The organism is Vibrio sp. EA2 (assembly GCF_033042495.1).
GTDB lineage: Bacteria > Pseudomonadota > Gammaproteobacteria > Enterobacterales > Vibrionaceae > Vibrio.
Window position 1 is genome coordinate 553,157 of the sequence record NZ_JAWLID010000002.1, and the last position, 12,339, is coordinate 565,495.

The following is a 12,339-nucleotide window of genomic DNA, read 5'->3' on the forward strand; positions in this document are numbered from 1 at the left end:
ATAGTTAAAAAACACCGGCTTATGCCGGTGTTTTTGTTTCTGGTCTTTCGTTCTAGAGGGCTCTCAGCCTGAATTGATGTCACAGTACAACAAATTGAATATTAATTATTCATTTTTTGATCTTAATTTCCTTATACTTTCCAATATATAGTGATCACTCTGCTACGAGCTAGGAGCGTGATATCACGCAGAATGACAAAGGATGGTATAACTATGAAAACAAAACTCTCGATATTGGCTTTGGCGTTGTGTTCAACGTCTGCTTTTGCTGATTCGTGGCTTTATGCGGGTGGTCAAGTCGGACAATCTGATATTGAAGGCGAAAATGATACAACCTACGGTGTGCACGTTGGTACGGGAATTTTGCCGTTAATTGGCATAGAAGCCGGCTATTTTAACCATGGTAAAGTCGATCTTTCGGTGGATGGCACTAACGGAGACGGTGATTTTTCTTCTCTCTATTTAGCGGTGAAGCCAAGCATTGATTTTGGGCCTTTCCATATCTACGCCAAGGGTGGCATCAATGCCTTTAATGTCGACTATAAAGGTTCACTAAGTTCGATTGATAAAGATGACGGCGTTTCTTACATGTATGGCGTAGGGGCAGAGTACTTCTTGCTCGATAATATGTCCGTTGGTGCGAGTTATCAGGCTTTTGGCGTTGATATCGATGGTGACAGTGATTCACTGAGCAGCTTTACTGGTAATGTTACTTTTCACTTCTTGTAGCGCTTTGTTCAGCCAGGTTCATCAATTAGTTTGCAGGAATAATGAAGTGGTCGTACCCATTTAGGGGAGGCCACTTTTTGTATCACTTCAACTTAAAGCTATGGGGTCGACGGTTGTCAAAGCGAGAGAGATAATAGTTAGACATCATAGCTTATTATTTTCTTTTTTGAGAGTCACTGAAAACAATTTGTCTTTAAAATGCAATATAAACATCATTTTTGCATAAATTTGTGACTAATGTTAATATACGCCGCGATTAAAAACTTTAGAGCTCAAATTATTGGAGGGCGGTATTGGAGTTCTTCTCTGTTGAGGAGCGTTTCAAATTAACGTTAAATTTGTATTTATGGATAAAAATTCATTTAAAAAATATAGTATCGAGACTACAGATTATCAGGTAGGACAGGATAACGTACAGAAGTGGGGTTTTGACGTTCACAATCCTGTATTCGGAATCAGCGCCGGTCTTATCGTTTTATGTCTTGTTTCACTTCTTTTAGTTGACCCAAATACCGCTCGCGACGCTTTAAATGGTGTCAAAAACGGAATCATCGAGCAATTTGATGCGTTTTTCATGTGGTCAGCCAACTTCTTCGTATTATTCGCCGTTGTTTTACTGTTGTCTCCTCTAGGTAAAATTCGTCTCGGTGGTAAGGACGCAACACCAGATCATTCAAGAGCATCTTGGTTATCCATGCTGTTTGCTGCCGGTATGGGTATTGGACTGCTGTTCTGGAGTGTTGCAGAGCCAACCGCTTACTTCACAGACTGGTGGGGAATGCCGTTAAATGCAGAACCTTACTCTGAAGAAGCGAAGTCCCTGGCGATGGCTGCGACTATGTTTCACTGGGGTGTTCATGGTTGGGGTATTTACGCACTAGTTGCTCTAGCGCTTGCCTTCTTTGCGTTTAACAAAGGTCTACCTCTGTCACTACGTTCTGCTTTTTACCCAATCTTTGGTGACCGCGCGTGGGGTTGGTTAGGGCATGTTATCGACATCCTGGCAGTCCTGTCGACTTTGTTTGGTCTGGCAACATCGCTAGGTCTGGGTGCGCAGCAAGCGACGAGTGGTATCAACCATGTGTTTGGTTTTGATGGTGCCATCGGTACACAAATGATTGTGATCGCCTTTGTTACTTTCATTGCAGTACTTTCGGTAATTCGTGGTATTGATGGTGGTGTGAAGGTGCTAAGTAATGTCAACATGGTGGTTGCTTTTGCACTGCTTATTTTCATTACCTTCATCAGCTTTGATACAGCATTTACGTCTATTTTTGATACGACGAAAGCATATATCGAATACATCATTCCTTTGAGTAACCCACACGGTCGTGAGGATGAAACCTGGATGCAAGGTTGGACGGTATTCTACTGGGCTTGGTGGGTTTCTTGGTCACCATTTGTCGGTATGTTTATTGCCCGTGTATCTAAAGGTCGTACAGTACGTGAATTTATTTGTGCGGTTATCATCGTTCCGACAGTGGTAACACTTATCTGGATGGCGATCTTTGGTGGTATTGCACTTGATCAGGTCGTGAATAAAGTGGGTGAGCTGGGTACTAACGGTCTAACCGATATTTCTCTGACGTTATTCCATGTTTATGACCAATTGCCGTACAGCTCAGTGATCTCGATTCTGTCTATCGGACTGATTCTGGTTTTCTTTGTGACGTCATCGGATTCTGGCTCTCTGGTTATCGATAGTATTACTGCCGGTGGTAAGATTGACGCGCCAGTGCCTCAGCGAATTTTCTGGGCATGTATTGAGGGTTCAATTGCCGCAGTAATGCTTTGGGTAGGTGGTAAAGAAGCCTTGCAAGCATTGCAGTCAGGCGTTGTTGCAACCGGATTGCCGTTTACAGTGGTACTGCTGGTGATGTGTGTCAGTCTGGTTAAAGGTTTAAGAACAGAGCTATCTGCATACCAAACTCAACCTAGCTTAAACAAATAATCTAAATGCCGAGCGTTATGCGCTCGGCATTTTTTGTTTAACCTGAACTCAGAGTAAAGAGGTCGGCAAGTCTTAGATAATCTCCCGCCCAGTTGATTTATTCTTTCCTTTTTTTAAAATTCCTTTAGAGTCTTTGCGTCTCTTACTTCATACTTTTCACTCATGCCCATTTCCAAACTCATACTTATTCGCGGGTTACCCGGCTCTGGAAAAACAACACAGGCTAAACAGTTAGCGAATGAACTCAACGCGAAACATTTTGAAGCCGACATGTACTTTGAGTCAAAGAGTGGGGAATACCATTTCAACCCGCAGCTGCTTCCTCAAGCGCATGAGTGGTGCTTCCGGCAAACTCGCAAATGGTTAAACCAGGGTAAAATCGTTATTGTGAGCAATACTTTTGTTCGCCGTTGGGAAATGGAGCGCTATCTGGATTTCTGCAAAAAGAAGGGGATTGAGGTTGAGATAAGAGTCTGTGAAGGTAACTATCAAAGTATTCATAATGTGCCACGAGCCACCATTGAGAAGATGCGCCACCAGTGGCAAGATTAAGCACTTGGTGAGTTATCGCTCACGATGTATTCAATACCGTCTAAAACCATCGTTAACCTTGTAACACATTACTTGCAATCATTGTTGTGGCTCGAAGAATAACTACTGATAAATAGGTCATCGACAGAAGTTGCGCTTCAATATCAGTGTTTCTTTGTACAAGGTTTCTTCCTATGCCGCTTAAAATGACATTGATTGCACTCGCCGTAATAGCATCCACACCAGTTCGAGCAGATTCGTCTTTTACTCCCCTCGTTTGTCTTGCTGAAACGTATCAGGAAGGGATCGATGTATCCGAGTATTGGTATAGTGAAAAACTCGATGGTATTCGCGCATACTGGACTGGGCAACACCTTGTAACACGGAATGGAAACCGTATTTATGCTCCACACTGGTTTACTGAATCATTACCAGAATATCCCTTGGATGGTGAGCTCTGGGCTGGGCGGGGAAACTTTCATTTGGTTCAGCAAACGGTTCTTGATAAAAAACCTGTTGATAGTGCGTGGCAAAAAATTGATTTCATGTTGTTCGACATGCCTTACTCTTCGGGAGATTACCGAAAGCGCTATTACAATATCCAGAGTTTAGTGTTTGAACTGAATGAGCCACACATCAAGTACGTTGAACACATGATCATTCAAGATGAAAAGCACTTATTCAATCAACTGGATAAAATATCACTGTCGAATGGGGAAGGTGTCATGTTGCGTAAGGTGTCCAGTCGTTACCAAGCCGGGCGTGGTAGTGATCTACTTAAGCTAAAACATTATGCGGATACCGAAGCACAGGTGATAGGACACAAGCCAGGAACTGGAAGGCTGTTCGGCATGATGGGCGCTTTACTGGTTCGTATGCCTGATGGTACAGAGTTTTATATTGGTAGTGGATTTACTGATGAGTTGCGTCGAAATCCACCACAATTAGGCTCCATTATCACATTTAGATACAACGGATTTACTCATAACGGAAAACCTAAATTTGCCCGCTTTTTGCGTGAGCGTTTTAAGGAGTAGGCCGAGCAATTTTAATTACTCGGTTTACCCACCGATACACCACAGCGTTTGAAAAGACTCTGCCAGAACTTCACATGTTCTAGGGTCTTTTCTCTGAATGTGTTATGCGCATCAGTTAGCCTATACCCCTCATTATGAAGCGCCAACCTTTCTTCTACTAACATAACGCCGCGATTCAGGCGTTGATATGTACTGTCCAAATAGGCCAGATACGGTTGTACTTCTTCTACATAGATGGATTGAAACACATTGTTCAAGTAACGAAACTTGGTGATATCGCGATTCTTACCGCAGATGATCTTGCTCTGGTTTTGTTCGAGTAATTGGGTGGTTTCATTTAACCAGCGGGACGAGTTCGCAATAGAATAGTAAAGCCTACCTACTAGACGGGATTTCTCCAATACTTCCTGGTATTGCACTATACGAATATCCGGTAATCCAGAGATAGTTTTATTCGGAGTTGCATACATCTCCTCTAAAATGCCAAAGGCATCACTGACACGGGCAATTTGATTTTGCTTATCAACAGACAGCCAATCTGAAGCGGTGAGCTGCTTTTGCATCGTAGCACTGGCTAATAGCAAGTTATCCAGGTGAGTGGGAAGGTGGTTCCATTTCTGCTCGTACAGTTTGTCTAGCTTTCCTCTCTCATCATTACTCATTTCGAACTCAGACAAACATGTGTTTAGCGTTCGAAGTAAAGACGCCTGATAATCTAGATCATGAAAGGCATCTTGCACTTTACCCAATTGTGAATTTTTCTCGGCTAACAAGTTGAACAGACCACACTGGCGAAGTTGATAACTTTCAAGAAGCCCAAGAGTTAACCTTGGCAAAGAGTGAAATAACTCTCGACGCGGTGGCAGTGTGATGGCGGGTAAGGGCTCAATCTCCGCACCTGAAACATCCATGACATTAGCCAAGCGTTGGTGGTATTTCTCCAGCATCGCTTGCTCGGGGTTAAACCAGTCATTGCAACCAGTAAGCAGTATTATTGAAAATACTAGTATTAGACGCACATTGCTCCCTTCTGAACACCTGCTGTGGTTTGTTTATAAGTATACCTGTCTCAAGTTCTATTCGATCAAAAAAGCCAGCGGTTGCTGGCTTCGATCTCCTAATGAAAAGCGAGTTACTGGACCGAAAAGTTCAATTGAACTTCCGGTTTTTGGTGGTGCATCCAGCGTAGTCTGACTCCCAACAACAGAGCGGCAGTGGACAGGCCGATGATAAAACCGATCCAGAAGCCTTGTGCTCCCATCGGCTCAACGATCCAATTGGTGCGCCCGAGAATGTAACCCATTGGTAAGCCGAAAATCCAATAAGCGACGAAGGTGCGATTAAAAATAGCACGCATGTCTTTGTATCCACGTAGCGCACCGGCCGCGATAACCTGAATCGCATCAGTAAACTGATAAATAGCCGCGAGCAGTAATAGTTGCATTGCCAGTTTGATAACTTCTGAGTTACTGGTATAAAGCTCTGCGACAAACTCACGAAATACCACGGTTAGAAGTGCGGTCACGACAGTCATTGCGGTACCGACCATAATACCAACTCGTGATGCCACTCGTGCACCTGCGACACTTTCTTCCCCCAGTTTATGCCCAACTCGAATACTGACGGCGGCACCGATGCTCATTGGCAACATAAAAACAAGCGTTGAAAAGTTAATTGCCACTTGGTGAGCTGCCACAATGATTGGGCCCAGTGGGGACACCAAAAGTGCAACGACAGCAAATAGCGTTACCTCAAAAAATAGTGCTGCGGCAACAGGGAACCCGAGCTTAAACAGACGAATTTGTGCTTTTAGTTGTGGTGGATGGAATTCAGCGAAGATATTGATGTTCTTTAATCGCTCAGACGTCATCACGTAAAATAAAAGCAGCGCAAACATAATCCAGTAAACGATTGTTGTTGCGACACCGCAGCCTACGCCGCCCAGTTCTGGCGCACCAAACTTGCCGTAAACGAAAATCCAGTTCAATGGAATGTTCAATAATAAACCAATGAAACCAATGACCATGGCGGGTTTAGTCAACGACATGCCATCGGTAAAACTTCTCAAAGCCTGAAACAGGAGGAAAGCAGGCACGGCTAAAATTACCGCGTAAATATAGCCAATGGTTTTTTCAGCCATCAGCGCTTCTATGTCCATCAACCCAAGAATCCATTGAGTTTGCAGGAGCACCACAATAATAGGGATACTCACCAGCAAAGCCATGGCAATCCCTTGCTGAATCTCAAATGGTATTTTTAACCGACGACCAGAGCCGTTAAGTTGCGCGACTACAGGCACTAATGCCATTAACAGACCAATACCAAATAAAATCGATGGAAGCCAAATGCTTGAAGCCACAGACACGGCTGCCATGTCAGTTGCGCTAACGCCACCTGCCATTACAGTATCAACAAAACCCATGCCAGTTTGAGCGACTGAAGCGATCAATACAGGGGTAGCCAACTTTATAAGACTCGACGCTTCTTCTTTATAGTGATGCACGAAATACTCCAAGGCGCAAAGAGAGATTGAAATAATGAGAGTGCTCGAGAACAAAAGGTGTGATGGACTGACCTAGCGGTTGATCTTAACCATAATAAGGTGGAAAAATGTCTCAGAGAGCCTCCGCGCAAATGATAAACAATTGTATCTTCATATGCCATACCTTTAACTGCTTATTAACTTGAAAACAGTTTATAGTAGCCCAATAGATAAAAGGTAAACGCGTAGAAATAAAAACCTCTCTAGCGTTGTAGTAGAGATCAGACAAGCAGGTATAAACAATGTTTACTGGAATAGTACAGGGCACGGCAAAAGTCGTGAAGATTGAGAAGAAAGAACGTTTTCAAACCCATGTCATCGAGTTAGATGGCTCCCTTCTTGATGGATTAGAGATCGGGGCTTCCGTAGCACATAATGGTTGTTGCCTGACAGTGACTAAGATTGAAGGAAAGCACATTAGTTTTGATTTGATGCAAGCAACGCTAGCATTAACTAATCTTGGATTGCTAGATGAAGGATCGGAAGTCAATATCGAACGAGCTGCCAAATTCGGTGATGAAATCGGTGGCCATAATATGTCGGGTCATATTAGTTTAATGGCCACAATTGTTGACGTAATTGATACGCCAAATAACCGAACAATCTGGTTCGAGTTGCCTCAAGATTCAATGAAATACGTATTAGCCAAAGGGTATATTGGTATCGATGGTTGTTCGCTAACCATTGGCGAGGTAGAAGACAACCGATTCTCAGTGCATCTGATTCCTGAAACGCTGCAGAGAACACTATTCGGTGGTAGACAAGTGGGTGATCGTGTCAACATCGAGTTTGACCCGCAGACTCAGGCGATTGTCGATACCGTTGAGCGCGTGCTGGCAGCGAAACAGATTTAAGCACATTAATGCTTAAACACGATCAAAAAAGGAGCATGATTGCTCCTTTTTACTTTCTTGCCTATTCGTAGTTGTCGTCTACGAACAGCTCCACTTTGTCATTTAGCTCATCCACATGCATGTTGAGATGAATCGCGTGACAACAAGCAGGGCAGTCATCATAAAACTCTTGGTCACCATTACTGGCGTCTAAAGTTATGCCAATAGAGTGCCCACAATGCGGACACTTTACGTGCCTTTCCGTATAGTTTTTCATACAACAACTCCTGGTATTGACGGGCTTTTAAAACAATTGATTCTTAAAACAATAGATTGTGAAAGCGCAGCCCTATCACTTGCTAGCCTCAACATTGAGAGATACTTAAATATTAAGTGTAGTTGTTGCTATTTGAATCGAAATAAGTATAAAACTTGACCCCAAACTCAAGCCTGAATCCGGGGTCCGTTTGTAAGGTGATATGCATCGAGGTTTTACATTACGCAACATTTATACTATTTCAAATCAGACCGACATTATCTTGTTGATTGTGAGTTGTGCTTGCTCTAAGTAATGCCCGCCAAACAAATTACAATGGTTGAGGACGTGGTAGAGGTTATAGATTTCTTTACGTTCCTCATAACCAGGCGTTAACGGCATAACTGATTCATATCCCTGGTAAAACTCAGGTTGAAATCCACCAAACAGTTCGGTCATCGCAATGTCGCACTCTCTGTCTCCCCAGTAACACGCTGGGTCATAACAAATCGGTCCAACTGGCGTGACAGCAGCATTGCCATTCCATAAGTCACCATGTAATAAAGAAGGCTCTGGATTGTGATTCGACAGAAGCTGTTTTACGACGTTAACAAAGTCTTCAATATCGACCAAACTTACCCCTTTCTCTTTCAGCAACTGCAATTGCCATCCGATGCGCTGTTCAGCAAAGAACATGCACCATTTTTTATGCCACTGATTAGGTTGCAATGTGGAACCCAGATAATTGTCGGTATCAAACCCGAACTCTTTCTGTTCACCCCATTGGTGTAATTGAGCAAGCTGTTGGCCAAACAAGAAACTGTTTTGCGTATCTTCTAAAGGTTTCGTCGGCAGGTAATTCAGAATTAAGAAAGAAGTATTTTTGGTTTTGCCAACCAGTACCACCTCAGGAACAAATACGGTGGAGGTCTCACGTAACAGATGCAGACTTTCAGCCTCAACCTGGAATTTAGACACAAAATCACGATCATTAATTTTTACGAAATAGCGTTGCTCACCGTCATTGATCATATAGCTTTCACTAATATCTCCACCGGAAAGACGAACTTTTTCGATGATTTGATAATCAAATAACAGCGTATCAGAAAGTTGTTGCGATATTGCTTGCCACATACAAAACCTCGTGAATCTGTTTAATCACCAATAGTTTAGGATAAACGATGAAAAATTGGCGCGGTGCCGCGCATACTTGAGCAATTAATTTACGATTCAGGTAACGAAATTTAAATAAGTGTGAATAAAATCGCTCATAAGTTTATGATTTTCCGACCTAGCATATGGTTATACACCCGCACAACATGTATCATTATTTTTTTGACTTTAGTTCCATTGATAGCATGAAAATACTGATATGTGATGACTCAGCGATCGCGAGAAAACTGATTATACGAACCATCGTGCAAAATGCATCAATGCAGTTGATCGAAGCCCAAGATGGGTATGAAGCCTTGAAAATTATGGCGGAACAAAAAATTGACATCATGTTCCTCGATCTCACGATGCCTGTTTTGGACGGCTTCGAAGTTCTAAAGTCCTTACCTGTCAGCAGTTATAATACTCAAATAGTGATCATCTCCGGGGATGTTCAACAAGAAGCTCAACAACGCTGTATTGAATTAGGCGCGAAAGCGTTCATCGCAAAGCCATTGTCTGAAGAGCAGGCAGCCCCACTGTATGAACAGTTAGGCATACAGTACGCTTTTAAGCCCATTGTAGAACTCACACCTAATCATCATGTATTCGATGATCTTTCCTCACTTGCTAAATTTCGAGAAGTCGCGAATGTTGCTCTGGGAAAAGGGGCTGCCATTATGGCCGATCATTTACAGGAGTTTATTCAATTGCCTGTACCTCATGTTGGGCCGTTAACCTATGGGGAGCTCCACATGACTCTGGTTGATGTGATTCGACGCGATGGTTCGATTGCGGTGGCACAACGGTTTGTGGGAGGAGGAATCCATGGTGAAGCCTTGGTTTGCCTCAGAGGAAAGCACATCAATCAGATTGGAGAAAAGTTAGGCTTTCAACTGGAGTTCACCGCCTATAACGAAATCATTTTGAATGTTTCTAACCTATTGGTATCTTCGTTCTTAACCTCGTTAGGTAACCAGTTAGATAAACAGTTCTCTCTTCGCCAACCTAGTATCATCGATACATTACCCACATACAGTGAACAACAAGGTAAAAAAGGGGAGCTCTTTACAATTGAATACACATACATGGCGGAATCACTGGACTTTGAATGTGAAGTGCTGTTTCTGGTCGACAAACCATCTGTAGAAATCATTTATGAAATCATGGAGTTAATCTGATGTCCGAAATCACGCTGGACATGGCAGACTTTCACTGGGTCACACAAATTCTGGACACGATGGATTCTGGTCTGATTGTGCTCGATCGTCAGAATAAAGTGTGTGTCTGGAACAGCTTTATGCAATCCTACAGTGGTGTGCTGTCTCAAGACATTCTTGGTGAATGTTTATTTGACCGCTTTGAAGATTTGCCCAGAGCTTGGCTGGAGACAAAATTAAAAACGTCAGCAGATTTGGAAACTCGTTCATTTTCTAGCTGGGAAAACCGTCCATACCTTTTTAAATTTACGAACTTTTCTCCGGTCTCGGACAGTAGCGCATTTATGTATCAGGACATTGTGATCACGCCGCTACGTTCTCTTTCTGGGGAAATCAGTCATATCGCCATCCAAATCAACGACGTGTCTGAGACCGCACGTAACCGTATTTATCTCAAAGAAACCAACCAACACCTATCAGAAATCAGTCGTAAAGACGGGCTGACAGGCTTATATAACCGTGCGTACTGGGAACAAGCTCTCAAAGAGGAGTTTACCCAAATAAAAGTCAGCGATGGCTCATGCTCATTGGTAATCTTCGATATAGACCACTTCAAACAGGTTAATGATAGCTATGGCCATCCTGTCGGAGATGAAGTGATTCGTCGAACGTCGAGTTTATTGAGAAAAACAGCCCGAAGTAGCGACATTTGTGGGCGTTTTGGTGGAGAAGAGTTCACCGTCTTGTTACCCAATACTAACCAAGCTCAAGCCAGTTATTTTGCGGAGCGGCTACGTAAACGCGTAGAAGAAGAGACGTTGAAAGTTGAAGAGTTTCTCATTAATTTCACGATTAGTATCGGCGTTTGTGAATATAAGCCTCATTTTGACAATCATACGCAATGGCTCAAAAGTGCAGATTCTGCATTATATCGCGCCAAAGAAAATGGGCGAAACCAAAGTTGTGTATATGATCATGAGTAAATCAAATCCGTGGCACGTTGCCATTTATTTGATTGCTACTTGTCCAGTTGATTGATACATACGGATTTCTATGACATAAGTTAATGAAATTTCGCAATAATGTCTTACTATTGATACAATTTCGCTCCCAGCTTTCTAATCTTGACGTTAATGGAGAAATACAGTGGTTGTAGAAACGGATGGTTACCTTGCTCTTATCGAACATTTGTCGTTTAACCTGGATATCTTTACCTCAGAGCGCGGTGACACAGGATTGGAAAGTATCGAAGATGTCGTTACCGACATGGTGGCATCCAATATCATGACGATTTTTGAGCAGAACCCAGAACTTCATTCAAGCGTACGTTTTAAGTTATTAAAAGAAGCGGATGCAGTGGTAGAAGATCTCGGTGAAGTCCTGGCGGGTGTCTGGAGCAGGAAGGCTACGAATGAACAGATTACTTTTCTGGAAGAGTACGTCGCGCTAGTGAAAAACCTGTTTGACAATGCCGTTGCGATTTACGACTAAGCAGGTGCGATGAAGCGCTTGGTTGATAGCTTCTAAAGTGAAGTCGTGACAATCCGTTCATTTCAGCTAGTGACAGTATCTTTTCATTACAGTGTCACTCTTCTGATTTGCCAAAATTTCGAGGCCCAATAGGGGTTATCAATCCTAGAAATAATGACACCTTTCGATGTAGATGCGTGCATAAATTGCTTGTTGCCCAGATAGATCCCAACATGGTAAGTCGTTCTTCTGGTCTTAAAAAAGACGAGGTCCCCTTGCTGGGCTTCATTCCAGCCTAATTCAACACCTTGTTTAGATTGCTGTCTGGTCGTTCTTGGTAAAGCAAGCTGATATGCCTCCACAAAGGCCTTCTGCACAAAGGCAGAACAATCAATACCCGATTTTTTTGTCCCACCCAAGCGGTATGGCGTACCGTGCCACTCATTGTAAAACCTTAGTAACTCCGGTTGGCTAGACAAAGTCTGAGCGGGAGGCGTTACCGCAACCACGTCTTCAGCTGGCTCCGGCCCTGAAGAGCACGCAGTCATTAGGGTACTGATTATCAAAGGGAAATAAATACGACGCAAATCCTCTACCTTCCATTCAAACGACTCATACATGAAATATTATTGTCATAATCACTCCATAGTATTGAACGCTTATCACGGTTTTATCACC

The 12,339-nt window shown here is 43.0% G+C and carries 13 protein-coding genes; 8 read left to right on the top strand and 5 right to left on the bottom strand.

What is annotated here, in order from left to right; all coding sequences use genetic code 11:
- Window positions 1-213: 213 nt before the first annotated feature.
- The 4 genes from RXX31_RS06780 to RXX31_RS06795 all read left to right on the top strand — a co-directional run bounded on the left by RXX31_RS06780 (window position 214) and on the right by RXX31_RS06795 (window position 4,248).
- Window positions 214-729, top strand: coding sequence for an outer membrane beta-barrel protein (locus RXX31_RS06780; RefSeq protein ID WP_317588312.1), 516 nt, complete (start codon window positions 214-216; stop codon window positions 727-729).
- Between the two features lie 346 nt (window positions 730-1,075).
- Entirely contained in the window at window positions 1,076-2,680 is a 1,605-nt protein-coding gene (locus RXX31_RS06785; RefSeq protein ID WP_317588313.1) for a BCCT family transporter, read from the top strand.
- A gap of 162 nt (window positions 2,681-2,842) precedes the next feature.
- The gene (locus RXX31_RS06790; protein WP_317588314.1) at window positions 2,843-3,232 is read left to right on the top strand and encodes an ATP-binding protein; all 390 of its coding nucleotides are present in this window, start codon (window positions 2,843-2,845) and stop codon (window positions 3,230-3,232) included.
- Window positions 3,233-3,405: 173 nt separating this feature from the next.
- Complete coding sequence (locus tag RXX31_RS06795; RefSeq protein WP_317588315.1) at window positions 3,406-4,248, top strand: DNA ligase; 843 nt, start codon at window positions 3,406-3,408, stop codon at window positions 4,246-4,248.
- Between the two features lie 11 nt (window positions 4,249-4,259).
- Here RXX31_RS06795 and RXX31_RS06800 read toward each other — a convergent pair whose 3' ends face one another.
- Both RXX31_RS06800 and RXX31_RS06805 read right to left on the bottom strand, forming a co-directional pair.
- Window positions 4,260-5,267 (bottom strand): DUF3080 domain-containing protein, encoded by a 1,008-nt coding sequence (locus RXX31_RS06800; protein ID WP_317588316.1) that lies wholly within the window; start codon window positions 5,265-5,267, stop codon window positions 4,260-4,262.
- Window positions 5,268-5,380: 113 nt separating this feature from the next.
- A complete protein-coding gene (locus RXX31_RS06805) occupies window positions 5,381-6,751 on the bottom strand; it encodes an MATE family efflux transporter (protein ID WP_317588317.1) in 1,371 nt (456 codons plus the stop codon).
- Between the two features lie 281 nt (window positions 6,752-7,032).
- Here RXX31_RS06805 and RXX31_RS06810 point away from each other — a divergent pair, with 281 nt between their 5' ends.
- Window positions 7,033-7,644 (top strand): riboflavin synthase subunit alpha, encoded by a 612-nt coding sequence (locus RXX31_RS06810; RefSeq protein WP_317588318.1) that lies wholly within the window; start codon window positions 7,033-7,035, stop codon window positions 7,642-7,644.
- A 61-nt stretch (window positions 7,645-7,705) separates the two neighbouring features.
- On the opposite strand, the gene RXX31_RS06815 is transcribed toward RXX31_RS06810, so the two are convergent.
- Together RXX31_RS06815 and RXX31_RS06820 are read right to left on the bottom strand one after the other, a co-directional pair.
- Window positions 7,706-7,900, bottom strand: a complete 195-nt coding sequence (locus RXX31_RS06815) for a CPXCG motif-containing cysteine-rich protein (RefSeq protein WP_237316690.1) — start codon at window positions 7,898-7,900, stop codon at window positions 7,706-7,708.
- A 246-nt stretch (window positions 7,901-8,146) separates the two neighbouring features.
- Entirely contained in the window at window positions 8,147-9,013 is an 867-nt protein-coding gene (locus RXX31_RS06820; RefSeq protein ID WP_317588319.1) for a fructosamine kinase family protein, read from the bottom strand.
- Window positions 9,014-9,237: 224 nt separating this feature from the next.
- On the opposite strand from RXX31_RS06820, the gene RXX31_RS06825 reads away from it, so the two are divergent.
- The 3 genes from RXX31_RS06825 (at window position 9,238) to RXX31_RS06835 (ending at window position 11,682) form a co-directional block, all read left to right on the top strand.
- Window positions 9,238-10,212, top strand: a complete 975-nt coding sequence (locus tag RXX31_RS06825; RefSeq protein ID WP_317588320.1) for a response regulator — start codon at window positions 9,238-9,240, stop codon at window positions 10,210-10,212.
- Window positions 10,212-11,174 (top strand): diguanylate cyclase, encoded by a 963-nt coding sequence (locus RXX31_RS06830; protein ID WP_317588321.1) that lies wholly within the window; start codon window positions 10,212-10,214, stop codon window positions 11,172-11,174. The genes RXX31_RS06825 and RXX31_RS06830 overlap by 1 nt, the downstream gene beginning before the upstream one ends.
- Window positions 11,175-11,337: 163 nt before the next feature.
- Window positions 11,338-11,682 carry a DUF3802 family protein gene (locus tag RXX31_RS06835; RefSeq protein ID WP_317588322.1) on the top strand — a complete coding sequence of 115 codons (345 nt, stop codon included), beginning with the start codon at window positions 11,338-11,340 and terminating at the stop codon, window positions 11,680-11,682.
- Between the two features lie 86 nt (window positions 11,683-11,768).
- Here RXX31_RS06835 and RXX31_RS06840 read toward each other — a convergent pair whose 3' ends face one another.
- Window positions 11,769-12,281, bottom strand: a complete 513-nt coding sequence (locus RXX31_RS06840; RefSeq protein WP_317588323.1) for a C40 family peptidase — start codon at window positions 12,279-12,281, stop codon at window positions 11,769-11,771.
- Window positions 12,282-12,339: the final 58 nt, after the last annotated feature.